The 24,961-nt window shown below is 70.2% G+C and carries 23 protein-coding genes; 11 read left to right on the forward strand and 12 right to left on the reverse strand.

All coding sequences use genetic code 11. The annotated features are described in order from the left end of the window. Positions 1-40: 40 nt before the first annotated feature. Together ACZ4RZ_RS17930 and ACZ4RZ_RS17935 are read left to right on the forward strand one after the other, a co-directional pair. Complete coding sequence (locus ACZ4RZ_RS17930; RefSeq protein WP_467745592.1) at positions 41-2,116, forward strand: SpoIIE family protein phosphatase; 2,076 nt, start codon at positions 41-43, stop codon at positions 2,114-2,116. 68 nt (positions 2,117-2,184) lie between these two features. After that, positions 2,185-3,045: an Fpg/Nei family DNA glycosylase gene (locus tag ACZ4RZ_RS17935; protein WP_467745594.1), complete on the forward strand. Its 861-nt coding sequence runs from the start codon at positions 2,185-2,187 to the stop codon at positions 3,043-3,045. Positions 3,046-3,102: 57 nt separating this feature from the next. On the opposite strand, the gene ACZ4RZ_RS17940 is transcribed toward ACZ4RZ_RS17935, so the two are convergent. From ACZ4RZ_RS17940 to ACZ4RZ_RS17955, 4 genes are all read right to left on the reverse strand, one after another. Further along, the gene (locus ACZ4RZ_RS17940) at positions 3,103-3,249 is read right to left on the reverse strand and encodes a hypothetical protein (RefSeq protein WP_467745596.1); all 147 of its coding nucleotides are present in this window, start codon (positions 3,247-3,249) and stop codon (positions 3,103-3,105) included. Positions 3,250-3,263: 14 nt separating this feature from the next. Then, the gene (locus ACZ4RZ_RS17945; protein ID WP_467745802.1) at positions 3,264-3,914 is read right to left on the reverse strand and encodes an anti-sigma factor family protein; all 651 of its coding nucleotides are present in this window, start codon (positions 3,912-3,914) and stop codon (positions 3,264-3,266) included. Between the two features lie 189 nt (positions 3,915-4,103). After that, a complete protein-coding gene (locus ACZ4RZ_RS17950; protein ID WP_467745598.1) occupies positions 4,104-4,619 on the reverse strand; it encodes a hypothetical protein in 516 nt (171 codons plus the stop codon). A gap of 138 nt (positions 4,620-4,757) precedes the next feature. Beyond that, on the reverse strand, positions 4,758-5,306 hold the full coding sequence (locus ACZ4RZ_RS17955; RefSeq protein ID WP_369250947.1) for a sigma-70 family RNA polymerase sigma factor: 549 nt from the start codon (positions 5,304-5,306) through the stop codon (positions 4,758-4,760). Positions 5,307-5,583: 277 nt separating this feature from the next. Here ACZ4RZ_RS17955 and ACZ4RZ_RS17960 point away from each other — a divergent pair, with 277 nt between their 5' ends. After that, positions 5,584-6,753, forward strand: a complete 1,170-nt coding sequence (locus ACZ4RZ_RS17960; RefSeq protein WP_467745599.1) for a CapA family protein — start codon at positions 5,584-5,586, stop codon at positions 6,751-6,753. Here the strand turns inward: ACZ4RZ_RS17960 and ACZ4RZ_RS17965 are convergent. Both ACZ4RZ_RS17965 and ACZ4RZ_RS17970 read right to left on the reverse strand, forming a co-directional pair. Further along, entirely contained in the window at positions 6,740-8,170 is a 1,431-nt protein-coding gene (locus tag ACZ4RZ_RS17965; RefSeq protein WP_467745601.1) for an amino acid permease, read from the reverse strand. The genes ACZ4RZ_RS17960 and ACZ4RZ_RS17965 overlap by 14 nt on opposite strands. A gap of 106 nt (positions 8,171-8,276) precedes the next feature. Then, complete coding sequence (locus ACZ4RZ_RS17970) at positions 8,277-8,741, reverse strand: universal stress protein (protein ID WP_467745602.1); 465 nt, start codon at positions 8,739-8,741, stop codon at positions 8,277-8,279. Positions 8,742-8,841: 100 nt separating this feature from the next. On the opposite strand from ACZ4RZ_RS17970, the gene lysX reads away from it, so the two are divergent. Next, positions 8,842-12,120 (forward strand): bifunctional lysylphosphatidylglycerol synthetase/lysine--tRNA ligase LysX, encoded by a 3,279-nt coding sequence (gene lysX, locus ACZ4RZ_RS17975; protein ID WP_467745603.1) that lies wholly within the window; start codon positions 8,842-8,844, stop codon positions 12,118-12,120. 81 nt (positions 12,121-12,201) lie between these two features. Next, a complete protein-coding gene (locus ACZ4RZ_RS17980) occupies positions 12,202-13,047 on the forward strand; it encodes a polysaccharide deacetylase family protein (RefSeq protein ID WP_467745605.1) in 846 nt (281 codons plus the stop codon). Positions 13,048-13,109: 62 nt separating this feature from the next. Here the strand turns inward: ACZ4RZ_RS17980 and ACZ4RZ_RS17985 are convergent, their stop codons facing one another. Next, entirely contained in the window at positions 13,110-13,772 is a 663-nt protein-coding gene (locus tag ACZ4RZ_RS17985; RefSeq protein ID WP_467745606.1) for a class F sortase, read from the reverse strand. A 666-nt stretch (positions 13,773-14,438) separates the two neighbouring features. Between ACZ4RZ_RS17985 and ACZ4RZ_RS17990 the strand changes: the two genes are divergently transcribed. Beyond that, the gene (locus ACZ4RZ_RS17990) at positions 14,439-14,957 is read left to right on the forward strand and encodes a hypothetical protein (RefSeq protein WP_467745804.1); all 519 of its coding nucleotides are present in this window, start codon (positions 14,439-14,441) and stop codon (positions 14,955-14,957) included. Between the two features lie 145 nt (positions 14,958-15,102). Here the strand turns inward: ACZ4RZ_RS17990 and ACZ4RZ_RS17995 are convergent, their stop codons facing one another. The 3 genes from ACZ4RZ_RS17995 to ACZ4RZ_RS18005 form a co-directional block, all read right to left on the reverse strand. Then, complete coding sequence (locus tag ACZ4RZ_RS17995; protein ID WP_467745608.1) at positions 15,103-15,642, reverse strand: hypothetical protein; 540 nt, start codon at positions 15,640-15,642, stop codon at positions 15,103-15,105. Positions 15,643-15,869: 227 nt separating this feature from the next. Continuing rightward, positions 15,870-16,634, reverse strand: coding sequence for a bestrophin-like domain (locus ACZ4RZ_RS18000; protein ID WP_467745610.1), 765 nt, complete (start codon positions 16,632-16,634; stop codon positions 15,870-15,872). Between the two features lie 15 nt (positions 16,635-16,649). Continuing rightward, a complete protein-coding gene (locus tag ACZ4RZ_RS18005; RefSeq protein WP_467745611.1) occupies positions 16,650-17,231 on the reverse strand; it encodes a hypothetical protein in 582 nt (193 codons plus the stop codon). Between the two features lie 271 nt (positions 17,232-17,502). On the opposite strand from ACZ4RZ_RS18005, the gene ACZ4RZ_RS18010 reads away from it, so the two are divergent. From ACZ4RZ_RS18010 to ACZ4RZ_RS18020, 3 genes are all read left to right on the forward strand, one after another. Then, positions 17,503-18,447 carry an SCO0930 family lipoprotein gene (locus ACZ4RZ_RS18010; protein WP_467745613.1) on the forward strand — a complete coding sequence of 315 codons (945 nt, stop codon included), beginning with the start codon at positions 17,503-17,505 and terminating at the stop codon, positions 18,445-18,447. 501 nt (positions 18,448-18,948) lie between these two features. After that, complete coding sequence (locus tag ACZ4RZ_RS18015) at positions 18,949-19,761, forward strand: SAM-dependent methyltransferase (RefSeq protein ID WP_467745614.1); 813 nt, start codon at positions 18,949-18,951, stop codon at positions 19,759-19,761. Next, positions 19,758-21,893, forward strand: coding sequence for a putative bifunctional diguanylate cyclase/phosphodiesterase (locus tag ACZ4RZ_RS18020; protein ID WP_467745616.1), 2,136 nt, complete (start codon positions 19,758-19,760; stop codon positions 21,891-21,893). Before ACZ4RZ_RS18015 ends, ACZ4RZ_RS18020 begins: the two co-directional genes overlap by 4 nt. A gap of 92 nt (positions 21,894-21,985) precedes the next feature. On the opposite strand, the gene ACZ4RZ_RS18025 is transcribed toward ACZ4RZ_RS18020, so the two are convergent. Next, positions 21,986-22,120 (reverse strand): hypothetical protein, encoded by a 135-nt coding sequence (locus tag ACZ4RZ_RS18025; protein ID WP_467745617.1) that lies wholly within the window; start codon positions 22,118-22,120, stop codon positions 21,986-21,988. A gap of 800 nt (positions 22,121-22,920) precedes the next feature. Between ACZ4RZ_RS18025 and ACZ4RZ_RS18030 the strand changes: the two genes are divergently transcribed. Both ACZ4RZ_RS18030 and ACZ4RZ_RS18035 read left to right on the forward strand, forming a co-directional pair. After that, on the forward strand, positions 22,921-23,136 hold the full coding sequence (locus tag ACZ4RZ_RS18030) for a hypothetical protein (protein WP_467745618.1): 216 nt from the start codon (positions 22,921-22,923) through the stop codon (positions 23,134-23,136). A gap of 60 nt (positions 23,137-23,196) precedes the next feature. After that, positions 23,197-23,976: an oxidoreductase gene (locus ACZ4RZ_RS18035; protein WP_467745620.1), complete on the forward strand. Its 780-nt coding sequence runs from the start codon at positions 23,197-23,199 to the stop codon at positions 23,974-23,976. 20 nt (positions 23,977-23,996) lie between these two features. Here ACZ4RZ_RS18035 and ACZ4RZ_RS18040 read toward each other — a convergent pair whose 3' ends face one another. Beyond that, positions 23,997-24,878, reverse strand: coding sequence for a LysR family transcriptional regulator (locus ACZ4RZ_RS18040; protein WP_467745806.1), 882 nt, complete (start codon positions 24,876-24,878; stop codon positions 23,997-23,999). Positions 24,879-24,961 lie beyond the last annotated feature (83 nt).

The following is a 24,961-nucleotide window of genomic DNA, read 5'->3' on the forward strand; positions in this document are numbered from 1 at the left end:
CCCAGTCGAATAATCAGGCGATTCCTGGCAAGGTGGCCCCATGGTTGATCGGGGAGCGAGTGCCCTGTCACTCCCGGACGACTGGCCCGCCCACCCGGATCCGATCCTGGCGCTCAACCGCATGGGCAGCTTCGACTGGGACCTGGACACCGGTCTCTTCCACATGGATGCCCAGGCCCACGAGATCTTCGACCTGCGCCCCGAGGAGTACGACGGCTACCCCGAGAGCCTGACCGTACGGGTACCCCGGGTGGAGGGCTACCGGCTCGACGCCGTGGTCTCCCAGGCCATGAAGGACGGCAGCGAGAACTACGGCGCGTACTTCCGCGTCCGCCGCCGCGACGGCTCCATGCGCTGGACCCACACCCAGGGCTATATCCGGCGCGACGAGACCGGCAAGCCACGCCGGATCATCGGCATAGTCCGCGACGCCACGGACGAGTTGAGCGAGAGCGCGGCGCGCCGCGAGCAGGCCGCCCTGGACGAGGCCCGGCGCCAGCAGACGAACGTCGTCCAGATCACCACGGCGGCGCTCGCGCACGCCCGCACCGTCCAGGACGTCATCGACGTCCTGGAGGACACCCACGGCCTCACCCACCTCGGGGCGACGAGCCTGGTCATGGGCCTGGTGGAGGCCGGCCGCATCCGCCTGGTCGCCACCGGCCCCGCGGACAGCTACGTACCCGGCACGCGGGTCACCCGCCTCGACGCGAAGTACCCGATGAACGAGGTCGTACGGACCCTCGCGCCGCACTTCATCGAGTCGCCGGAGGAGTTCGCCGCGTCGTACCCCCTGCTGTGGCCGAACATCACCGACCTGAACATCACCTCGGCCGCGTATCTGCCGCTCATCGTGCAGGCCAGACCCATCGGCGCGATAGGCCTGCTCTACAACGACCGGCGGGGCTTCTCGGCGGAGGAGCGCAATGTCCTCGTGGCGCTCGGCAGCAGCATCGCGCAGAGCCTCCAGCGGGCCATGTTCTACGAGCAGGAGAAGGATCTCGCCCAGGGCCTCCAGCAGGCCATGCTGCCGCGCTCCATCCCCAGCGTCCCCGGCGCCGACATCGCCGTCCGCTATCGCTCCGCCTCCCTCGGCCGGGACATCGGCGGCGACTGGTACGACGTGATCCCGCTGCCCGGCGGCCGGGTCGGCGCCGTCATCGGTGACGTCCAGGGCCACGACACGCACGCTGCGGCCGTCATGGGCCAGCTGCGCATCGTGCTGCCCGCCTACGCCGCCGAGGGCCACACCCCGGCCACCGTGATGGCCCGCGCCTCGGTGTTCCTCGACGAACTCGACACCGACCGCTTCGCGACCTGCCTGTACGTGGAGGCCGACCTGTCCACCGGAGTGGTCCAGCTGGTCCGCGCCGGCCATATCGACCCGCTGATCCGGCAGACCGACGGAACCTCCCGTCGACTCGCCGTCGAGGGAGGTCTGCCGCTCGGGCTGTCCGCCGAGTTCGGCCGCCTCGAATACCCGGTCGACACCGTCGAGCTGGACCCGGGCCAGACCCTGCTGCTGTGCACCGACGGGCTCGTCGAACAGCCCGGCATCGACCTCGACGAGGGCATGCACACCCTCAAGGGGCTCATCAGCTCGGGGCCCGAGGACGTTCGCGATCTCGCCGACCGGCTCATCGACTTGGCCGAGGAGCGCGGTGGCGACGACGACGTGGCGCTGCTGCTCCTGCGCCGCGAGGGCCCCGCCACGCAGCAGGCCGGCGGACGACTCCAGCAGCACGTCGCCCCCGGCGACCCCGAGGCGCTCACCGAGGCCCGCCACATGATCCGCGCCGCGGTCCGTGCCTGGGGCGCCCGCGAGCGCGCCGACGAGATCGAGCTCGTCGCCGACGAACTGATCACCAATGCCCTGATGCACACCGAGGGCTCCGCCATCGTCACCCTGCGCGTCCTCGCCGGCTCCGATCGCAGGCTGCGCGCCGAGGTCGAGGACTCCTCCAGCGCCCTGCCGCGCCGCCGCGAGGCGGGCGAGTCCGGTGTGTCGGGCCGAGGCCTCCTCCTCGTCGACCGGCTGACCGACGTCTGGGGCGTGGAGGCCCGCGGCGGCGGCAAGTGCGTGTGGTGCGAGTTCATCGTCCCGGAACGGGACTGACCAGCGGTGCGTCGGAGACTGCCGGGGTTCCGGATGGTGTTGTCGGTGCCGGGTGGCACCCTGGACCCATGCCGGAACTGCCCGAGGTCGAAGCACTCAAGGACTTCCTGGCCGACCATCTCGTCGGACGCGAGGTCGTGCGCGTGCTGCCCGTCGCCATCAGTGTCCTGAAGACCTACGACCCGCCCGTCACCGCCTTCGAGGGGCGCGAGATCACGGCCGTGCACCGGCACGGCAAGTTCCTCGACATCGAGGCGGACGGCCTGCACTTCGTGACGCACCTGGCCCGCGCGGGCTGGCTGCACTGGAAGGACACCCTGCCCGACGGGCCGCCCCGCCCCGGCAAGGGCCCGCTCGCGCTGCGTGTCGCGCTGGAGACCGGGGAGGGCTTCGACCTCACCGAGGCGGGCACCCAGAAGCGGCTCGCCGTGTACGTGGTACGGGACCCGGCGGAGATCCCCGGCGTGGCCCGCCTCGGCCCCGACCCGCTCGCCGATGACTTCGACGAGGTGCGGTTCGCCAAGCTGCTGGCGGGCGAGCGGCGCCAACTGAAGGGCGCCCTGCGCGACCAGAGCTTGATCGCGGGCGTGGGGAACGCGTACAGCGACGAGATCCTGCACGCCGCCAAGATGTCCCCATTCAAGCTCGCCTCCTCGCTGACCCCCGAGGAGACACGACGTCTGTACGAGGCGCTGCGCGCCACGCTGACCGAGGCCGTCGAGCGCTCCCACGGGCTGGCCGCCGGACGCCTGAAGGCGGAGAAGAAGAGCGGCCTGCGGGTGCACGGCAGGACGGGCGAGCCCTGCCCGGTCTGCGGAGACACCATCCGCGAGGTCTCCTTCAGCGACTCCGCGCTGCAGTACTGCCCGACCTGCCAGACGGGCGGCAAGCCACTGGCGGACCGCCGGATGTCCCGGCTGCTCAAATAGGCTGCTGAAACAGACGGTGCTCACCGAGCCGTGCTCACGGAGCGAAAGAGCGGTTGATCAGCGGGACTTGAGCGCTCGGCGGGCGTTGACGGCGAGCGGGCCTTGACCGCTCGGGGGGACCACGGTGCTCAGCAGGACCATGGTGCTCACCGAGGCCTCCGTGCTCACCGAGACCACGGTGCTCACCGAGACCATGGTGCTCACTGAGACCATGGTGCTCACCGGGACTTGAGCGTCACCAGATGCTTGCCATCCATCGTGCGCACCTCGTATTGGCTGATCTCCTCGGGCTGGAGCGCGGCGCCGCCCTGCATGCTGGTGGTCTTGCCGTTGTGCGGCGGCACCATCCAGCTCGTCACGGTCTGCTCCGAGCCGTCCTTGCCGATGGCCACGAGCTGACAGGGCCGAGGGCCCCCGGCGTCCTTGACCTGGACCTCGACCTGACTGCCCCAGACCCGGTCCTCGGACGTGACCTGGGCCCACACCCCGGTCTCGGCGTCCGTCGCGGCGACCTGAGTCGACTGCGGATCGTGCGCGGTGACGATCGCGATCGCGGGCCCGCCCGCGGCGAACACCACGGAGGCCGCCACCGCGTACAGCCAGCGCCTGCGCCCGGCCCGGTGCTGCGAGGCCACCTCACTGAGCAGTCGGTCGAGGAACCGGGGCCCGGGGGCCGCGAACGGGTGTACGGAGCGCGGTGTGGCCCGTCGGTACAGCATCAACTGCCGCGCGGCGGGCCGGAACTCACTCACGTGCGCCGTGCAGCTGGGGCACTCCATGAGGTGATCCTCGAAGCGGAAGGCCTCCGCCTCGTCCAGCACGCCGAGCGCGTAGGCGCCGACGTCACGATGCCGTTCCAGGGACCTCATACCGAATACCGAATCCTCGTGGCGATGGTGCGGGGTGGGGGTGGTGTTGCTGTTGCCCACCGGTACGCACCAGACCGTCGAATCACTCAAGACTCATCCGGAATAACGGCCAAGACATTCGGAGCGCGAGGGCCCGCGGATTGGTGCGAGCGTAAAAAAGTTGCCCGCAAGCGTGGTCGGACCTGGCGGTCAGAACAGGTGGATCGCCAGATGCCCCAGTGGCAGCCCCAGCCGCCAGGCAGGCGTCCACACCTTCGGACCGTCGTCCTCGCCCGGAACCGGGCCACCACCGGGCACCGCGTCCAGGTCGGGTGCGAGCAGTTCGGTCTCCTCCAGCCAGCGCCAGGCCGCCGAGGCCAGCTCCAAGTCCGGAGCAGGGGCGCAGGATGCCGCCGCTTCGGCCGCGAGCCGCGCCATGTGCTCGCGCACCCAGTCCTGCCACGGCTGGTCGTACGCCGTCAGCGAGAGCCAGGTCTCCAGCTGAGTGACGACCCGGATCCCGGAGAGCTCACCACCGCTGTCGGAGAGGAAGATGGTCAGCGCCAGCGCGTCGCGCCCGGCGCGGAACTCGAAGGACGTGGGCGGCATCAGGTCGCCGGTCCGCAGCAGTTCGTCGGCGATGTATTCGGCGTACAACCACGCCATGGGGACGGTGAGTTCGCCACCGCCGGTGCCGTCCGTGCTCTCTTGACCTCTGTGCAGCATCCCTTCCTGCCTTCCTCCGGTTCGCGTGCGCGTCGCCCGACCCCGGGCCCCCAGTCCGGAACACGGATGAGGCAAGCTGATTGCTCAACCATGGTCCTCAGCAAGGCGCTTTACGGAGGTTTGACTCGGCCCTCGGTTTCACCGCAGGTCGGCCGCATATCCCGGAAGAACCCGGCGCAGGGCGCGCAGCGCGTAGTACGCGCGAGACTTCACCGTACCGGGCGGAATTCCGAGCGCTGCGGCGGCCTCCGCCACACTCGCCCCCTGGAAGTACACCTGCACCAGGACTTCACGGTGCTCGGGAGTGAGTGTCTTCACAGCCTCCCGCACATCGAGCATCGCCGCGGACCGTTCGGCGTGATCGGCACAGACACGGGCACTCTCCAGCACCGCGTCGCCGACCTCCGCCGGACGCGCCTGACGGGCCCGCCGTGCGTCGATCGCGAGCCGTCGTCCGACGGTGAGGAGCCAGGGGCGTACGGAGTCGAAGTCGTCGGCGCGCAGCGCCTCGGGGTGCTGCCAGGCGCGTACGAACGTCTCCTGCACCAGATCCTCGGCGCGCTGCCGATCGCCGTCGGACAGCCGCAGCAGCAGCGCGAAAAGTGGCCGGCCGTGCTCGCGCTGCAGCGCGGCCAGCTCGTGCTCGGCGGTCGTCCCGTGTGTGATGGTGGTGGTTCCGGCCGTCATGGCGTGTATGCCAGCGGGTGGCGCTCCGCGGGGACAGGGGCGGGGCGCGGGTCTGCGGTGGGCGGTCGAAGCCGTCGGTGAACGGTGCGATGAACGGTCCACCGGGGTGGGGTCCTGCGTCGCCTGGGGCTCCACCTCCAGACTCCCATTCGCCCCGACGGGCTCGTCCTCAAACGCCGGACGGGCTAAAGGTGTCGTTGCTCCTTGACTCTTGGCGCCCCTTGTATGTGGATTCCTACTCATTAATGGGAAAATCAGACCACATTGAGGCCCGCCGATGACCACACGCAGGCGACAGACCACCATGGCCCTCGCGGCCGTACTCATCGCGGCCGCAGGCTGCCAGGCCCAGGACCCGCCGACGGCGCGGCCCAGCGGAACCGGCGGACAGCCCGCCGCCCCCGCCCCTTCCTCCGCACCCGGCTTCACCCTCGTGGCCTCGGGCGCCGTGCTGCCGCACGGCGCGATCATCGAGCAGGCGAAGTCCTACGCGAGGGGCAGCGGGTACGACTTCCGGCCGATGCTCGCGGCGGTCGAACCCGTCGTGGCCGGCGCTGACCTGGCGATCTGTCACATGGAGACCGTGTACGGCGCGGACGGCGACTACACCGGATCCCCGGCCTTCAACTCGCCGCCCCAGGTGGCCGAGGGACTCGCGGCGACGGGCTACGACGCCTGCTCCACCGCCTCGAACCACACCCTGGACGACGGCGCCGATGGCATTCGGCGCACCCTGGACGCGCTCGACCGCGCGGGCGTACGGCACGCGGGATCGGCACGCACGGCGGATGAGGCGAACAGCGTCACCATCATGCGCGCGGGCGCCGCCAAGGTCGTGCATCTCGCGTACACCAACGGCACGGGCGGGTTTCCGCTGCCGCAGGGGCAGCCCTGGGCCGTCAATCCGATCGACCCCGACAGGATCGTCGCCGACTCCCGCGCTGCCCGGGCGGCGGGCGCCGACGTGGTCGTCGTATCCCTGCACTGGGGCACCGAATGGCAGGACGCGCCGGACGAGCAGCAGATGTGGCTGAGCAGGCAGCTGACCGCCTCCGCGACCAACGGGCGGCCCGACGTCGACCTCATCCTCGGCACCCACGCGCACGTCCCGCAGGCGTACGAGAAGGTCAACGGCACCTGGGTCGTCTACGGCCTGGGCGACCAGATCGCCGACGGAATGGTCGACCAGCGGGGCGTCCGGGACCCACGCGGCAACGAGAGCACCATCGGGCGGTTCGCCTTCGCCCCTCCCACTCAGCCGGGCGGGCGCTGGGAGGTGACGAAGGCCGAGTTCATCCCGCAGTCGTTCGACGTCGACTCAGGTCGTCTGGTCAACCTCGGCGCCGCCCCCGACCGGGGAGCCGCGGCCGGCGGCGTGCGCGACCGGATCCGGGGCGTCGTCCTGAGCCGGGGTGCGGCCCAGGACGGGCTCCTCATGGGGAAGTAGCCGTGGTGTCCCTGGCCAGCTCCGAGCGCTTGTACGAGTACCCGAAGTAGATGACGCAACCGATCACGAACCACACCGCGAACCGCACCCAGGTCTGCCACTGCAGGAACGTGATCAGCCAGATGGAGAAGATCACGCCCAGGGCGGGTACGAACGGCATCCACGGGGTGCGGAAGGTACGCGGCAGGTCCGGCTGCCGGTAGCGCAGCACGATCACCGCCACGCACACCACGGCGAACGCCAACAGGATCCCGATGTTGGTGAGTTCGGCCGCCTCGCCGATCGGCAGGAACCCGGCGACGGCGGCCGACGCGAACCCCACGATCCACGTCACGCGCGTCGGTACATGGCGGGTCGGGTGCGTCTTGGCGAACCACTTGGGGAGGAGCCCGTCCCGGCTCATGCTGAACCAGACACGGGTGACGCCCAGCATGAACGTGAACATGACCGTGAGGATGCCGATGATCGCTCCCACCGCGATGACATCCGCGAGACCGCTCAGACCCACCGACTTGAACGCCGTCGAGAAGCCGCTCTCCTTGTCGATGTCCTTGTAGTTCTGCATGCCCGTCAGGACCAGACAGGCGGCTACGTACAGCACCATCGAGATGGCCAGGGAGTAGAGGATCGCCTTCGGCATGTGGCGCTGGGCGTCCTTCGACTCCTCGGCCGCCGTCGACATGGCGTCGTAGCCGAAGACCGCGAAGAAGACGGTCGCCGCGCCCGTGAACGCCCCACTGATCCCGTAGGGGAAGAAGGGGGTGTAGTTACCGGTGTTGATGTGGAAGACACCGACACCGATGACGAGCAGTACGACCAGCACCTTCAGGACGACGACGACCGTTTCGAAGCGGGCCGCGTTCTTGATGCCCAGGTTCAGCAGCCAGGCGATGAGCAGGCACAGCACCGCGGCGAACAGGTCGACCCGGTGTCCGTCGCCGGTGCCCGGCGCGCCCAGCATCCAGTTCGGCAGGTCGGCGCCCATCTCGCCGATCAGGAAGCCGAAGTACCCGGAGATGCCGATCGCGACCACCGCCACGATCGCCGTGTATTCCAGGAGCAGGTCCCAGCCGATGAACCAGCCCGCGAACTCGCCGAGCACCGCGTAGCCGTACGTGTAGGCCGAGCCGGCCTTCGGGATGAGGCCCGCGAACTCCGCGTACGACAGCGCGGCCGCGGCGCTCGCGACGCCCGCGATGAGGAACGACACGACGACCGCGGGCCCGGCCGTGCCGTTCGCGACTGTGCCGGCGAGCGTGAAGATGCCCGCACCGATGATGCCGCCGACGCCGATGGCGGTCAGCTGCCACAGACCGAGGGTCCGGTCGAGTTTCGGGCCCACCCCGATTTCGGTGTCCTCGATGTGTTCGATGGGTTTGCGGCGGAGAATGCCTTCACCCATTCGGAGCCCGGCCATGAGCCTCACCTCTTCGCAGACGGCAATCGACTGACGGCGGATCATGATGGCCCACCGGCGGCTGCGGCGAAAGATGCCACGTGAGCCGCGGACTGCCCAAAGAGATCTACGGCACGACCGTGACCGGCCAGCGCCCGGCCTTCACCAGCCGGATCGCCACCGACCCGATGATCCGGTGTCCCGCCTGCTCGGAGGCGCCGACCACCACGGCGTCCGCCTTGAGTTCGTCCGCGGCCTTCACCAGGCCGTTGTAGGGGTCGCCGCGGAAGGTGTGGAACTCCCAGCGCACCTCGAATATCCCCTTGACCCGCTCGGCCGCGTCCCGGATCTGCGCGACGAGGTCCTCGGCGATCTCGTCGGTCGTCTCGGCGACCGGCACCCCGAGCGCCGCCCCCGCCGCCATCACCGGCTGGACGTACACGACGGCGAGCAGCGCGTGCTGCCGTCGGGCCAGACCGCCGGCATATGCCGCGGCGCGCAGCGAGGAGTCGGAGCCGTCCACTCCGACGACGATGACCTTGGGACCGTCCGTGCCCCGCTCGAACCGTTGCGAGTGCTGCTGTTCCGTCACGGCTGTCAGGCTATCGGAAACCGCAGGTCCCGCCCTCTTGGGGGAGACGGGGACCTCGCTCGACGGGCGGGCACGCGCCGCGCTTCCTACAGTCGAAGCCATGAGTGCCACCGTGGAGGCCCGCGCGCAGAAGGACGCCGCAGGCCCGATACGGCCGTCCCGGAGCGGCTTCCTCAGCAGGGTGCCCGAGGGCTTCGCGGCGTTCTTCGGCGCGCTCGGCGTGCTCTGCGTCCTGCTGGCCTTCATCGAGCCCCTGCGGCGGCTGCTGCTCCCCGTCGTGCGCTTCCTGGACCTGCTGACCGTCCCGGTCAGCGCCAACCTCGCGTACGCCGTGTTCCTCTTCCTGCTCGCCGGCGCGACCGCCGCCCGCAAGAAGGTCGCCTGGTGGCTGGTTGTCGTCTACCTCGGTCTCCTCGTCCTCGGTGACGTGCTGGGCGTCGCGCTGGGGCTGTACGCCGAGTCGATCCCCTCCCTCGTCGTCTGCGCGCTCGCGCTGGTGCTGTTGATCGTGGCCCGCAAGGAGTTCTACGCGGCCCACCGGCGCGGCGCCGTGTGGCGGGCCCTGGCCGTGCTCCTCGCCGGGCTGGGCGTGGCGATCCTGGTCGGCTGGGGGCTGGTCGCGCTGTTCCCCGGCACGCTCCCGGAGGGCCAGCGGCTGCTGTGGGCGGCCAACCGGGTCTGTGGTGGCCTGGTCTCCGGGCGTTCCTTCGGCGGGCGCCCGCCGCGCGCCCTGTCCTTCGTCCTTGGCCTGTTCGGTGCCCTCGCCCTGCTCAACGCGGCCGCCACGCTCTTCCGCTCCCAGCGCCTGGAGTCGGCCCTGCACGGCGACGAGGAGCCGCGCATCCGTGCCCTGCTCCAGGTGTACGGCGCCGAGGACTCCCTCGGCTACTTCGCCACCCGCCGCGACAAGGCCGTCGTTTTCTCGCCCAGCGGCAAGGCCGCCGTCACCTACCGTGTCGAGGCCGGTGTCTGCCTGGCCAGCGGCGACCCCGTCGGCGACCGCGAGGCCTGGCCGCACGCCATCGCCGCCTGGCTGGACGTGGCGCGCCACCACGCCTGGGCGCCCGCCGTGATGGGCGCCTCCGAGGACGGTGCGAAGGCGTTCGCGCGCGCCGGGCTCGGCGCGCTCCAGCTCGGTGACGAGGCGATCCTGTACGTCGCCGACTTCGACCTGGGCGGCCGCGACATGCGCGTCACACGCCAGGCCGTCAACCGCGTGAGACGCACCGGAGCCACCTGTCGCGTACGCCGCCACTCCACCCTCACCGACGAGGAGATGGAGGAGATCGTCGACCGGGCGGACGCCTGGCGCGACACCGAGACCGAGCGCGGCTTCTCGATGGCCCTCGACCGGCTCGGCGACCCGGAGGACGGCGACTGCCTCCTCGTCGAGGCGATGGGAAGCGACGGCAAGCTGCTCGCGCTGCTCTCCTTCGTGCCGTGGGGCCGCGACGGCATCTCGCTGGACCTGATGCGCCGCGACCGCAGCGCCCCCAACGGGGTCATGGAGTTCATGGTCGCGGAGCTGTGCGCGGTCGCCGGGAAGTTCGGCGTGCGGCGCATCTCGCTCAACTTCGCGGCGTTCCGCTCGGTCTTCGAGGAGGGCGCCCGCATCGGCGCCGGGCCGGTGCTCAGGCTCTGGCGCCGGCTGCTGCTGTTCTTCTCCCGGTGGTGGCAGCTGGAGGCGCTGTACCGGTCCAACGCCAAGTACCACCCCGAGTGGTACCCGCGCTTCATCTGCTACGGCGAGACCGGCTCCCTCGCCCGCATCGGCCTCGCGTCGGGGATCGCCGAGGGCTTCGTCTCCGTGCCCTCGCTGCGCAAGCTCTGGGGCAAGGGGCACGCGAAGAGCGGACCCAAGCCCGCCGGCACCGAGGGCCGGCCGTCGCTGTCGGCCCTCGGCCTCGACGGAGGGGCCGCGGCCGAGGCCGAGGATCCGACCGCCGGGCTGCCCGAACAGGTCCGCATCCGGCACCGCACACTCGACCGGCTCCGCGCCGAGGGCACCGACCCCTACCCGGTGGGCATCCCCCCGCGCACCCACGCCCTCGCCGAGGTCCGCGAGGGCGCTCATGTGACCGTCGCGGGGCGCGTCATCCTTATGCGCGACTTCGGCGGCATCCTCTTCGCCGTGCTGCGCGACTGGTCCGGCGACCTCCAACTCGCCCTCACCCGCGCGGAGTCCCGGGCCGCGCTCGACCGGTTCCGGCAGGACGTGGACATCGGCGACCACATCACCGCCGACGGTCTCGCAGGCGTCAGCGACAAGGGCGAGCGCACCGTCTTCGTCACCTCCTGGCAGCTCACCGGCAAGTGCCTGCGCCCGCTGCCCGACAAACGCCGGGGCCTCGCCGACCCCGAGGCGAAGGTGCGCCGCCGCTATCTCGACCTGGTGTCCAGCCCCGACGCCCGCCAGGTCGTACGCGCCCGCTCCACGGCCGTACAGGCGCTGCGCCAAGGCCTCCTGGACCGCGGCTATCTGGAGGTCGAGACCCCGATGCTCCAGCAGATCCACGGCGGCGCCAACGCCCGGCCCTTCACGACCCACATCAACGCCTACGACCTGAACCTCTATCTGCGCATCGCCCCCGAGCTCTACCTCAAGCGGCTGTGCGTCGGCGGCCTGGAGAAGGTCTTCGAGATGGGCCGCACCTTCCGCAACGAGGGCGTCTCCTACAAGCACAACCCCGAGTTCACGATGCTGGAGGCCTACCAGGCCTTCGCCGACTACGACGTGATGCTCGACCTCACCCGCGAACTGATCCAGGGCGCCGCGACCGCCGCCTTCGGAGCGGCGATCGCTCGCAAGGACGGCACCGACTACGACATCTCCGGGCCCTGGCCCGTCAGAACGGTGCACGAAGCGATCTCGGAGGCCCTGGGGGAGGAGGTCGACGCCGACACGCCGCTGGAGACGCTGCTGCGGCTGTGCGACCGCGCGGGTGTGCCGTACACGGCGGACGACGGTCGCGGCGATGTGGTACTGGAAATGTACGAACGACTGGTCGAGGAGAAGACACGGCTGCCCACGTTCTACAAGGACTTCCCGACGGACGTCTCCCCGCTGACCCGGCAGCACCGCACCGACCCGCGGCTGGCCGAGCGCTGGGACCTCGTCGCCTTCGGCATTGAACTGGGCACCGCCTACTCGGAGTTGACCGACCCGGTCGAGCAGCGCCGTCGGCTGACCGCGCAGTCGCTGCTCGCCGCCGGAGGAGACCCCGAGGCGATGGAACTCGACGAGGACTTCCTCGACGCCCTGGAGTACGCGATGCCGCCCACCGGAGGCCTCGGTATCGGCGTCGACCGGCTGGTCATGTTCCTCACCGGGCTGACGATCCGTGAGTCGCTGCCGTTCCCTCTGGTGCGCCGCCGCTGAAATGGTCCGAGCGGGTGCTCTCGTTGGTGCGCACCGGTGTTACTCAGTTGCGCCGCCGTTCCACCGGGTGACTGATAAGTCATGAAAAAGGATCAGCTGCTTACTCGGCGCCGGGCGTTGATCGCCGGCTCCGCCGTCCTCGGCGCGGCCGGGGCGGCGGGCATGGCCCGCCTCCTGACGGCGGAACCGGCCGCCAAGCCGGTGCGGAGTCTCCCTCCGGTCTCGGGCCCACAGGCGCGGCGCGCACTCAAGCCCTCCGCCTACCGGCTCCAGCCGATGGCCGGATACGGCGCCCCGCGCCACACGCCCGTACGGACCCTGGTCCGCCACGAGCCGTTTCTGCGCATCTCCGGGCGCGGCCGCAGCATGGTGCTGACCTTCGACGACGGCCCCGACCCGCACTACACCCCGGGCATCCTGCGCACCCTGCGCAAGTACGAAGTGCGGGCCATGTTCTTCGTGTGCGGGGAGATGGCCGTCGACAACAAGGGCCTGCTCGGCGAGATGGCCGACGACGGACACATCGTCGGCAACCACACCTGGACCCACCCACTGCTGACCCAGCTCTCGCGCTCCGCGATCCACTCCGAGATCGAGCGCACCTGCGAGGTCATCGACGACGCCTACGGCGAGCCGCCCGTCTGGTTCCGCGCGCCGTACGGGGCCTGGAACCGGGCTACCTTCCAGATCGGCGCCGAACTGGGCATGGAACCGCTGGCCTGGACGGTCGACTCGCTCGACTGGACGACCCCGGGCACCGGCACCATCGTCGACCGGGTCGAGAGCGGTGCCGCCCCGGGTGTCGTGATCCTCTCGCACGACGCGGGCGGCGACCGCTCGCAGAGCGTCCGGGCGCTGCGCGACTATCTGCCGCAACTGCTGGATTCCGGCTATCACATCACCGTGCCGCGCCGGAAATTCACATAGGTCCGTGGGCGGAACTTCGAAAGTTCCGCCCACGGGCTTTCGCCCGCCCGGTCGGGGAACGCTCAGCGAACCTCGGCCAGGCGGGCGAATACGACGACGTTTCCGTCGTAGCCGTGCTGCTTGGAGAAACCGCCCCCGCAGGTGAGGACCCGCAATTCGGGAGCGCCCTTGCTGCCGTACACGCGATCTCCGGGGAAGTTGTTCTTCGCGAACACCTCGATGCCGTAGACCTCGAACGACGCGGTCTTCCCGTCCTTGCGCAGGACGTCGATCCGGCTGCCCTTCTTGAGCGCTCCGAGTCCGTAGAAGACGGCCGGGCCCTGCAAGTTGTCCACATGGCCCACGATCACGGCCGTGCCCCTTTCGCCGGGCGAGACCGCGCCGGTGAACCAGCCCGCGAGATTCGGGTTGTCCGGGGGCGGCGCGGCGACCCAGCCGTCGTTGTCCAGGCCCACAGGCATGACCGGGGCATCGACCTGGATTCCCGGGATCCTGACCCGGTCCACCCCGGAGAACGGCAGCGCGACCGGCGCGTGCGAGAAGGTGCCGCCGGGGGTGCGGCTGTCCGCTGCCGCTGCCGAAGCTGGCTGCGGAGGGCCCACGTCGAACTCACCGGAACCATTCCGAATGAGTGCGAGGCCGGTCAGCAGAACAAGCGCTATCACGCCCCACGGGGCGCGCCTCCTCTGCCGCTCCTCCTCTTCGGCCAGCTCGGACGCAAACATTCGCATACCCCTCTCGACGCGGCCGTCGCCGCGTCACTCGCGCATATGAGAACGCTAAGTGCAGCATGCCCGAAGGGCGACGGGTGGCGGGCGAACGGGTGGCGGGGTACATCCGTCGTGAGCCATCCGAGTTGCCACAGGCCAGGAATTTTCTGACGGTCCGTGACCTGCGGCAATATCCGATTGTGTGGAATTCTCTCGGCGTGTCCTCTCACCAGGACGGACCATTCTCGAAATGCGGCCCTGTGCACGGCATCTGAGGGTCGGTCTGGGAGGCGCTTTCTCGCCGATCGACCGGGGACGGTTCCCGGGGCGTCTTCCGCGGAGGATCACATGCGAAACTCACGTGCCCTGGCGGCCGCGGCCACTGTGGTCGCCGTCCTCGGGCCCGCCGCCCCCGCGGCCGTCGCGGACGGTATGGGCGGCGGCGGTCAGAGCGACACCATTGTGGGTGGCAACAACGGGATCGGGTCCGGCAACATCGGGATCGGGGGGATCGGGGGGATCGGGGGGATCGGGGGCAACGTCGGGATCGGGGGCAACATCGGTATCGGTCCGGGCAACATCGGGATCGGGGGCAACAACGGGTTCGTGCCGGGCAACAACAACGGGTTCGTGCCGGGCAAGGGCAACGAGTTCGGTCCGGGCAACAACAACGGATTCGGTCTGGGCAACAACAACGGGTTCGGTCCGGGCAACAACAACGGGTTCGGTCCAGGCAACGACAACGGGTTCGGTCCCGGCAACGACAACGGGTTCAGGCCGGGCAACAACAACCGGGGTTCGAGGAACATCATCGCGACGCCCAACGTCATCGTTGCCGGAGGCCGGCTGACGGTGTCGGTCGACGGGTGCCGCAACGGCGGCACGATGACGTCGCCCGTGTTCCGGCGCGAGACCCTCTCGCGGATCTCGGGCACCAACGACACGGCGAGCGGAACGGCGATCGTCGACCGTGACGCGCGCCCCGGCTCGTACGACATCACGGTCAACTGCGTCGGGGTGGGCGCCCTGACCCGCCCCAATGCCTTCACTGTCATCGGCGGTGTCCGCGGTGGTCTCGGCGGCAGCAGTTCCACGGGCGCCACGCCCACCGACATGGCGATCGGCGGCGGTCTGGTGGCCGCGGGCATCATCGGCGGCGGTGTGTTCTGGATGCGCCGCAGGTCTGAGAAGAGGATCTGACCGCCCCCTTGGGAGACCGGCCCTCCCCTTCACGGACCGGAGCTTTCCCACGGAAACCGCACGGGACAACCCTTCGCCCCGGACCCTCCCGAAAGGCTCGGGGCGGAGGAGTGTGTCGCTCCGTCAGGAATCATCGGCCGTGCCGTCAGGAATCGTCGGCCGCGGCGCGGCGGCGCGACATGTACCACGCCGTACCGACGGAGCCTGCGATGAGCGCGGTTCCCAGGCCGATCTCCTTGAGGTCGAAGCCGCCGGCGCTGCCGCCGGCACCGGCCCGCACACCCCGTTCCGCGGGGACCGTGACAGGCGTCGGGTCGTCGCCTGGACGACCGGTGGCGATGGTGAGCTGCGTGTGACCGCTCACTCCGTCGCACCTGAAGGTCACCTCGTACACGGCACCCGGTTTCGCGTCCCGGTCGACAGTGGCCGTGGCCGAGGACTGACCAGGCTGAATGATGACGGTGTCGAAGACGCCGGAGGAGACCGTGGTGCTGCCCTTGCACCCCCCGTCCTTGTTCAGATGCAGCGCGACTGGGCCGCCCGCGGAGATGGTCGACGGCTGGACGCTGAAACCGAACGGGGTGATGTTGTGGTCGTCCCCGTCATCGGCGACGGCGGCGGGTGCGGAGAAGGTCAGGGCGGTCACGCTCAGCAGTGCGGCCGAAGCGACGCGTATCGCGTGCATGGTGAGCCTCCGGGTCCCCGAGGAGCCTTGCCGCGGACCTTTTCCGCTGTGCGTCGGGAATGCGCCTCGGTGATCGAAACGCTAGGAAAGGGCGCGCGCGGGCGCGATCGCAGTCGCGCGAATGGGGCAACCACGTAGGCCGTACAGGGGACGGTGTGCGTCCAGCCGGGGGACGGGCGCGGCGTGGCGCCCGTCCCCCGGCTGCCGGGCCGTCCGAGGAGGGTCCGTCACCCGGGGAGGTGCGGGAACAGCGCGGTGAACGGTTCCGCCGAGGCGGTGATCCCCCGGCTGTAGGGCGCGTCGAAGTCCCAGATCAGGAAGAGCAGGAAGGCGATCAGGGCGGAGAACAGCCCGGCGAGGATCAGCTCGCGGGTGGTGCGCCGGATCTGCAGCGCGAAGACCATCCCGACGGTGACCACGGCACCGGTGATCAGCCCGAACCACACCACGCCCGGCATGGTCGCCCCCGTCGAGTCGGCGCGGGCGCTGCGCGCGGTGTCCGCCGCCGTCACCTGGTCGAGAAGCGGCTGGTATGCCTGCGCCTCGAAGTCCGTCTTCGGCTGGTAGTCCGTGACGTCCTGGCGGACGCGGTCGAGGAGCCGACCGCCCTGGGCGGTCACATGGCCGTCCTCCGCCATGGCCTTCCATTCCTTCCTGACGACGTGGCCGACATACGCGTTGACGTCGCCGCGGATGCGGTCGCGTACATCGGGCGGGTAGACGCGGACCCGCTCGGAGATCTCGTGCAGGGCCTGGGCCTCCGCCTGCACATGGTCCTGGGCGCCGCCGCGGGCCTCCCAGACACCGGCGATGGCCAGGCCCAGAACGATGGCGTACACGACGCCGATCATCATGGTCATGTACTCGATCACGTCCGGGGTCTCGGACGGATCCTCGTCCTCTCGGGCCCTGCGATGGCGTACGAGGGCCACGATGAGGACGACGACACACGCCGCCGCCATCGCGAGGGCGAGAACAAGCCAATCCGACAAGGATGCCTCCATGGGTCAGCGCGGGCGCAGCGCCGCGACGGCAAGCACCGCGGGCGCGGTGATGAGCAGGGCGAACGAGACCAGCGACGGCCCGCCGCGGGGCGGGTGCTTGTGCGGCGGGGTTCGGTACGCCGGATAACTCACCGGGGTCGGCGACGGCATGGGGCGCTTCTTCGGGTGCTCGGGTTGCGCACTCGGTGTCGGCGTGGGGGTGAGCCGTGGCGCCACCGGCCGTGATGTCGGCGCCGGAGGGGGCGGGGGAGGCGGTGGTTCGGGCTTCGGCGCGTGCGTGGGCGTCGGGGTCGGCGTGGGCTTCGGCTTCGGGGTGGGTGTCGGCGTAGGGGGCGGTGTGGGCGTAGGCGTCGGACAGGTCGGTGGTGGTGTGGGGCACCAGGTGGTGTCACCGGCGACCGCCGCCGCGCCGCTTCCCGCGACGGCCACCGCCGTGATTCCGTCGCCGTCCGGGCCGGTGGAGGCGTATGCGCACGCGTCGGCCGCGGCCGTACCGCTCGGCGCGCCGACGAGAATCCAGGTGAGCGCGAGCAGCGCCAACAGCCGTATGACGAGGGCGGATCGGATCCGTTTTGGTCCATGCACGACGAAGATCATGGTTCGCGCGGCGCCTGCGTACGCCGGAGTGCCGGGGGATTGCCCCCGAAGGGGGGACGTGCACCTTCCGGCGGTTTGACGGACCGCGCGGGATGCGCTCGTGGGTGCGCACACATGCGCGAACCTCGAAGCTCGCGTCACAGGGTTCGGAAAGAAATTTGTGAGCCGATTGAACACTCCCGCCACTCCCGCCCGTACCTAGGGCCATGCGCGGCGCAGCAGGGCGCTGCAACACCAATGCGAACAGCGGGAGTTACCAATGAAGACCTCCTGGCGGAGCGCCTCACTCGTAGCGACAGCTGCGGCCGTGCTGGCGCTCACGACGGCGTGCGGTCAGGAACAGGGCGCCCAGTCGACAGGGAGCCAGAACGTGGGAGCCACCGCGGCCGCCGGTGATTACGGATCGAGCACCAGCCCCGGCAATGGCTACGGCGCCGATTCCGGGACCCAGCAGAGCGCCGCGGCCCAGGCGGAATCCGCGGGTCAGCTCGCTGTTACCGAAAGCACGAAGCTCGGCAAGACGCTGACCGACAGTGCCGGATTCACCCTCTACCGCTTCGACAAGGACACGGCCGAACCGCCCAAGTCGAGCTGTGACGGCGACTGTGCGAAGGCCTGGCCGCCCGTGCCCGCCGAAGGCGCCGAGGCCGCCACCGGCGTGGACAAGACGCTTCTTGGCGAGGTCACCAGGTCGGACGGCACGAAGCAGCTGACCATTGGCGGCTGGCCGATGTACCGGTACGCGAAGGACACGAAGGCCGGGGACACCAACGGCCAGGGTGTGGGCGGTACTTGGTTCGCCTCGGCCCCCAATGGCAAGAAGGCGACGCTGGCCGACCTGCCCGGCCTGTCGGTCCGCAAGGACCCGAAGCTCGGCGACATCGTCGTCGACAAGAACGGCATGACCGTCTACCGCTTCATGAAGGACCAGGCCTGGCCCGTCTCGAAGTCGGCCTGCACCGGCGCCTGCCTGGAGAAGTGGCCCGCGGTCGCGCCGGTATCCGCGGACGACACCAAGGGTGTCAAGAAGAAGGGCCTCATGGGCTTCACCCGCCCGGACGGCGTCAAGCAGATGACGGTCAACTGCTGGCCGATCTACACCTTCTCCGGTGACACGGCTCCCGGGGACACCAACGGTCAGGGCGTGGGCGGCACGTGGTACGCCGTTTCGCCCGACGGAAAGCCGGTCGGCGCGTCGGAGTAGAGGATCACCTCCCCAGGGTTGATTCGCCTCGTCGGACAGCAACGGAACGCGGAAGGGAGGGGACGCAGACAGGCAAGTGTGCCGGACGCACGGAACAACGCGCGCGACCTCGGGTCCGCCCCCTCCGCACCGCACGGAGGGGGCGGGCCGTTTGGCGTGCCCGGACGTGAAAGGCCTGGACTGCTACGACTGCCGGGCAGTGAAAGATCTTGGCGCGTTCCGCGACAGTTGAGCTGTGAATGACCTTGGCGACTCTGCGGATACCGTGGCCACTCTTCGTAACTCCCCGGAGCTTTTTGGAATGCTTCGGAGCGATTTCGCAGGGGCGGTGAACGGCGTGTTCGGGTGGCGTTCGCGGGGCGCCAATTCGGCACTTGCCGGAGGCAGTGACCGGGAACGGACGGTCAATTTCCGTTTTGGCTCGCTCCATTGCCGGGCGATCAGTAGCCTCAGCTCGAACACCGGATCGCCTACGCCGTCGACTACGCCTTGGAGAGATAGATGGAGCGTCCCGCCTGGGCCCCCCGGAGCATTGACATCTCGGTGCCGAGCGTGTCCCGCATGTATGACTACTACCTGGGCGGTTCGCACAACTTCGAGGTCGACCGGGAAGCGGCACGCAAGGCGATGGAGTTCATGCCGGGACTTCCCAAGATCATGCAGGCGAACCGGGCGTTCATGCGCCGCGCCGTGCGCTTCGCGGCCGACGAGGGCATCTCCCAGTTCCTGGACATCGGTTCAGGCATCCCGACCTTCGGAAACGTCCACGAGGCCGCCCAGACGGCCAGGCCCGGAGCGCACGTTGTGTACGTCGACCACGACCCGGTGGCCGTCGCGCACAGTCAGGCCGTCCTGCGGGACAACGAGGACGCGGATGTCGTGGCCGCCGATCTCCTCAAGCCCCAGGAGATCCTGGCGAGCCCTCAGGTTCAGCGCCTGATCGACCTGAACCGGCCGATTGCCCTCCTTCTCGTTGCCATACTTCACTTCGTGGAGGACGCGGACGACCCGTACGGAGCGGTGGCGGAACTGCGCGACGCGCTCGCGCCGGGCAGCCTGCTCATCGTCACGCATGCCTCGTACGAGGGAATCCCGCTCCCTCAGGAGCGGGTCGAGGGCACGGTCGACGTGTACAAGAACATCCGCAACCCGCTGATCATGCGCTCGCGCGAGGAGATCGCGCGGTTCTTCGAGGGGTACGACATGGTGGAACCCGGACTGGTGCCGATGCCGAACTGGCGGCCCGACACGGCACTCGAGGACGAGGATCCTTATTCCTTCTCCGGGTTCGCCGGCGTGGGGCGCACGGCGTGACCGCCGAGCCGGACGGGCCGGAGGACAGACTGCGCCGGTTCGCGACGATCTGGAGCCGGGCCGTCTTCCCGGTCACCTCGACGTCGTTGACCCGGCCCGAGTTCGAGCAACAACTGGTGCCGCTCGCCCGGCGGTTGAGCGACGCGCTGCGGTCCAGGACCTTCGACGCGTCCGAGGGCCAGGCGGTCGGCGCCGCGCTCATCGCCGCGCACTGCACCGACCCGGAGGCGCTCAGCCGCGCCCTCGACTGCGTGGACGCGTATCTGGTGCTCTACTGCGGCGAGGACGGGCCCCAGGAGGCGCTGCGGACCCGGTCGGCGCGGCTGCAGCACGCGATGGCCGCCGGATTCGCGCGGGCGCTGCGCGAGCGGACGCTCGCCGAGCAAGAGGCCATCTCCCAGGCGGCGTTGAACGCGCGCAGCGCGGTGGCCGAGGCGCTGCACGCCAGTGAGGCCCGCTTCCGCGCGGTGTTCGAGGGGGCGGCCATAGGGATCGGCATCGCCGACCTCGAAGGCAACATCCTGCAGGTCAACGGAGCGCTGCTGCGGATGTTCGGCGGCTCCGAGCAGTCGATGCGGGGCCGCAAGGTCCCCGAGTGGACGCACCCCGAGGACGCTCCTCAAGTGTGGCGTCTGTACGAGGAGTTGGTACGCGGCGAGCGTGAGCACTACCACGTCGAAAAAGCCTTCTACCGTCCCGACGGAACTGCCCTGTGGACCAATCTGACGGTCTCGCTGCTGCGTGACGCGGACGGTGAACCCCAGTACCAGCTCGCGCTGATGGAGGACACCACCGAGCGGCGGCTGCTCAATCTGCGGCTGCGCTACGAGGCCACGCACGACGCGCTCACCGGACTGCCCAACAGGACCCTGTTCTTCGAGCGCCTGGAGAAGGCGCTGTCCGCGGGTGAGGGCCAGCGCTTCGGCCTGTGCTACCTCGACCTCGACGGCTTCAAGACCATCAACGACAGCCTCGGGCACGCCGCCGGCGACCGACTGCTCGTCGAGGTCGCCGACCGGCTGCAGTCCTGCGCGACGGCCCCCGGCGAGATGGTCGCCCGGCTCGGCGGCGACGAGTTCGTGGCGCTCACGACGGGCCACGACACCGAGCGCGAGGTCGACGCGCTCGCCGACCGCATCATGAACGCCCTCATCACCCCCGTCCGTATCGACGGCCGCGAACTGACCGTGCGCGGCAGCATCGGCATCGTCGAGGGACCGGCCGGTGAGCGGGGCCCCGCCGAGGTACTGCGCAGCGCCGACATCACGATGTACCGGGCCAAGTCCGCGGGCGGCAACCGCTTCGAGCTCGCCGACCCCGAGGCCGACGCCCGCGCCATCACGAGGCACGGACTCACCACCGCGCTGCCCGCCGCCCTGGACCGGGGCGAGTTCTTCATCGAGTACCAGCCGCTCGTGCACCTCGGCGACGGCAGCGTGCGCGGCGCCGAGGCGCTGGTGCGCTGGCTGCACCCGCAGCACGGAGTCCTCGGCCCCGACCGCTTCATCCCGCTCGCCGAGCACACGGGACTGATCGTTCCGCTCGGCCGCTGGGTCCTGGAGCAGTCCGTGCGTCAGGCCCGGGCGTGGCAGGAACGACACGCCGACGCCGGCCCGCTGCGTATCAACGTCAACCTCTCGCCGTGCCAGCTCACCCATCCCGGCCTCGTCCAGGACACGGTCGACATCCTGGAGCGCGAGGGACTCGACGCCGACGCGCTGTGCCTGGAGGTCACCGAGTCCGCGCTGATCGGCGCCGACGACGACCTCCTCAAGCCGCTGCGGCGCCTCGCCGAAATGGGCGTCGACATCGCCCTCGACGACTTCGGCACGGGCTACTCCAACCTTGCCAACCTGCGGCGTCTGCCGGTCAGCATCCTCAAGCTGGATCGATCCTTCACCCAGGGCATGCAGCAGTTCCCCGCGGACCCGGTCGACCTGAAGATCGTCGAGGGCATCGTCTCCCTCGCCCACAGCCTCGACCTCGCGGTCACCGTCGAGGGCGTGGAAACGGGCGCCCAGGCCGAGCAGTTGCGGATACTGGGCTGCGACACGGCCCAGGGTTGGTACTACGCCCGCCCGGGCCCGCCGGAGCGGCTGCACGAGCTGGCGCTGGTGGACGCGGTCGGCTGACGACGCGCCCGACGCGCGGTACGCGGGCCCACGGCTGCTACGGGCCCGCGACACCTCGGCAGCAACCGCCGCGTGTGGCGCCGCCCGGCCGCCTAGGCGACGGCGGCCGCCGCGGCCGCCGTCGGGGTCGGGCTGACGGCCACGCCGGCCTCGGCCCACACCCCCGCATGGTCGGTGACCTGTTCGCAGGAGACCGTCGACCTGACGAACTGCACGGTCCAGGTCATCAACACGGTCGAGGTGACGGACGACGACAAGGACCTGCCCCCAAGCCCGGCATCTCTTCGCGGGCGTCTCTGCGCGACACGATGGCGGAGACCGGAAGCGTTGCCGACCGGGAGTGAGCCGAGCATGATGGCCGACGCGGCGTGGGTCGGTACCGAAACCAGAAGCGTGTGGCGCTCACTGTGGTCGCACGGCTGTGTCGTGTGGGCCGGTCACTGTGGTTGCACGGCTGTGTCGTGTGGGCCGGTCACTGTGGTTGCACGGCTGTGTCGTGTGGGCCGGTCACTGTGGTTGCACGGCTGTGTCGTGTGGGCCGGTCACTGTGGTCGCACGGCTGTGTCGTGTGGGCCGGACACCGTGGCAACACGCCTGAGCCGCGTGAGTCGGGCACCGCAGTCATGCGACTGATTCGGTACCCCTGACTCCCGTCGGAATCTGGATGCAGCGCGCCGCCACCGGCGGGCGGCCCTGAGCAGTCCAGGAGAAGGCCATGTCCGACCCGCGCACACCCCTCGCTCTCATCCACGGTCCATGGCTGCACGCCACCTCGTGGCAGCCCTGGACCGACCTGGCCGACGAGCACGGCTACACGCCGCTGGCCCGGCCGGCCCGGCGAGGCGGCCACCGTCACCGAGGCGCGACGTCGCGCCGAGGCCGTCGCCGGGCTCGGTATCGACGAGGTCACCGACCACTACGCCGGGAACATCCGCGCCCTCGACCGCCGGCCGGTGCTGATCGGGCACTCCTTCGGAGGCCTGATCGCGCAGAAGCTGCTGGGCGTGGGCAACGCGGACCGCTGCTGATGATCTCCGGCCAGGCCGATCACACCGTCCCCGACGTGGTGACCCGCTCGGCGTACAAGCTCTACGGCGATTCGACGGCGGTCACCGACCTCAAGCCGTTCCCCTACCGCGGCCACTTCCTGGTTGTCGGCCACGGCTGGCGGACCGTGGCCGAGTACGCCCTCCAGTGGCTGGCCGACCAGGACGTCCAAGGCCGTGACGCAACACGCGCCTGACGGGACATACATCCAATCGGCGCCCGGTGGCCGGGTGTCGCAACGAAGGAGTCGAGACGAATGAGCACGGAACTTCAGGGCAGGACCGCGGTCGTGACCGGCGCCAGCAAGGGCATCGGACTGGCCGTCGCCGCGGCACTGGCCGGGGCGGGGGCGACGGTGGTCGCCGGATCCCGCACCACCTCACCGGGCCTGGACGCGCTGATCAAGCAGGGCACCGTCACCTGGGTGCCCATCGACCTCACCGAACCCGACGCCGCTCAACAACTCGTGGCGGCGGCGGACGGCCGGATCGACGTCCTGGTGAACAATGTCGGCTCGGCCCCGGCCCGCACCGGCGGCTTCCTCTCGGTCACCGACGAGGACTGGGCCCGCACCGTCGACCTGAACCTGCTGACGGCCGTACGGGTCACCCGCGCCGCCCTGCCGCTGATGCTGGAGGCCGGCCGGGGCTCGGTGGTGACGATCGCCTCGGTCAACGCCACCCTGCCCGACCCCCTGGTGATCGACTACAGCGCGGGCAAGGCCGCCCTGGTCGCCTTCTCCAAGGCGCTGTCGAAGGAGGTCGGCCCCCAGGGCATCCGGGTCAACACCGTCAGTCCGGGCCCGGTCGAGACGGAGCTGTGGCTGGGCGGCGACGGCGTGGCCGCGACCGTCTCTGCCGCCGCCGGGATCACCCCCGACGAGGTGGTGGCACGGGCCGCCGGCGCCGCGGTCACCGGCCGCTTCTCCCAGCCGGAGGAGGTCGCCGAACTGGTCCTCTTCCTCGCCGGCGACCGCGCCCGCAACATCACCGGCAGCGACCTGGTCATTGACGGGGGCTTCATTCCGACCCGGTGACGACCCGGCCGGGCAGGCGGTCAGCGCTCCAGCAGCATTCGCTGCAGCTCCCGGGCAGCCCGCGGCGGAGCCACATCGCTGCGATGCGCCAGCGCGATCGTCCGGTGCAGCCCGGGCCGGGCCAGTGGTGTCACCCGCAGCCCCCGCCCGGACCGGGTCGCGACCATGCGGGGTACGACGGCCACGCCGAGCCCTGCCCGGACGAAGCCGAGCACGGCGTCCATCTCGCCGCCCTCGACGGCGAAGTCGGGTTCGAAGCCCTCGGCGCGGCACGCGGCGACGGTCAGTTCTCGCAGGTCGTAGCCGTGCCGGAACATGACAAGACGCTCGCCCTCCAGGTCGGCGATCCGTACCGTGCGGCCGCGGCCCGGCGCGGTCGCGTCCGGCGACGACACCACCACCAGGTCCTCGCGCAGCAGCTCCACCGTGGTCAGTGCGGGGGACGGTGTGGGCAGCGGCAGGACGACCAGGGCGAGATCGAGGGCGCCGCGCGCGAGTTCTCGTACGAGATCGTGCGAACCGCCCTCCTCGATCAGCAGCCGGATACCCGGATAGCGGTCGTGGAAGGCGCGCAGCACGTCGGGGAGCAGACCGGTGCACACGCTCGGGGTCGCGCCGAGGCGGACCCGGCCGCTGCGCAGCTGGGCCAGTTCCTGCACCTCGTGCCGGGCCGTGTCCGCGTCCGCCAGGATGCGCCGGGCCAGCGGCAGCAGCGCTTCGCCCGCGTCCGTGAGCGTGATGTTCCCGCGCGCCCGCAGGAACAGATCAGCCCCCAACTCCCGCTCCAGCGCCTTGATCTGCTGGGACAGGGACGGCTGGGCGACATGGACGAGATCGGCGGCCCGGGTGAAGTGCCGGGTCTCGGCGACCGCCACGAAGTACTGGAGCTGTTGGAACTGCACATCAGCCACGATAGTCGACACCTATGGAATCGAGCCGGAGCATGTCTTGGACCGATCGGCCCTTGGGGTCCTAGCGTTCCGTG

The sequence above is a fragment of the Streptomyces sp. NPDC027189 genome, assembly GCF_055566975.1.

Bases quoted from the DNA above. Each gene is read 5' to 3' on its own strand.
- ACZ4RZ_RS17930 (WP_467745592.1), top strand. From the start codon at position 41: ATGGTTGATCGGGGAGCGAGTGCCCTGTCACTCCCGGACGACTGGCCC.
- ACZ4RZ_RS17935 (WP_467745594.1), top strand. From the start codon at position 2,185: ATGCCGGAACTGCCCGAGGTCGAAGCACTCAAGGACTTCCTGGCCGAC.
- ACZ4RZ_RS17945 (WP_467745802.1), bottom strand. From the start codon at position 3,914: ATGAGGTCCCTGGAACGGCATCGTGACGTCGGCGCCTACGCGCTCGGC.
- ACZ4RZ_RS17950 (WP_467745598.1), bottom strand. From the start codon at position 4,619: ATGCTGCACAGAGGTCAAGAGAGCACGGACGGCACCGGCGGTGGCGAA.
- ACZ4RZ_RS17955 (WP_369250947.1), bottom strand. From the start codon at position 5,306: ATGACGGCCGGAACCACCACCATCACACACGGGACGACCGCCGAGCAC.
- ACZ4RZ_RS17960 (WP_467745599.1), top strand. From the start codon at position 5,584: ATGACCACACGCAGGCGACAGACCACCATGGCCCTCGCGGCCGTACTC.
- ACZ4RZ_RS17965 (WP_467745601.1), bottom strand. From the start codon at position 8,170: ATGGCCGGGCTCCGAATGGGTGAAGGCATTCTCCGCCGCAAACCCATC.
- lysX (WP_467745603.1), top strand. From the start codon at position 8,842: ATGAGTGCCACCGTGGAGGCCCGCGCGCAGAAGGACGCCGCAGGCCCG.
- ACZ4RZ_RS17980 (WP_467745605.1), top strand. From the start codon at position 12,202: ATGAAAAAGGATCAGCTGCTTACTCGGCGCCGGGCGTTGATCGCCGGC.
- ACZ4RZ_RS17985 (WP_467745606.1), bottom strand. From the start codon at position 13,772: ATGTTTGCGTCCGAGCTGGCCGAAGAGGAGGAGCGGCAGAGGAGGCGC.
- ACZ4RZ_RS17995 (WP_467745608.1), bottom strand. From the start codon at position 15,642: ATGCACGCGATACGCGTCGCTTCGGCCGCACTGCTGAGCGTGACCGCC.
- ACZ4RZ_RS18010 (WP_467745613.1), top strand. From the start codon at position 17,503: ATGAAGACCTCCTGGCGGAGCGCCTCACTCGTAGCGACAGCTGCGGCC.
- ACZ4RZ_RS18015 (WP_467745614.1), top strand. From the start codon at position 18,949: ATGGAGCGTCCCGCCTGGGCCCCCCGGAGCATTGACATCTCGGTGCCG.
- ACZ4RZ_RS18025 (WP_467745617.1), bottom strand. From the start codon at position 22,120: ATGACCTGGACCGTGCAGTTCGTCAGGTCGACGGTCTCCTGCGAACAG.
- ACZ4RZ_RS18030 (WP_467745618.1), top strand. From the start codon at position 22,921: ATGATCTCCGGCCAGGCCGATCACACCGTCCCCGACGTGGTGACCCGC.
- ACZ4RZ_RS18035 (WP_467745620.1), top strand. From the start codon at position 23,197: ATGAGCACGGAACTTCAGGGCAGGACCGCGGTCGTGACCGGCGCCAGC.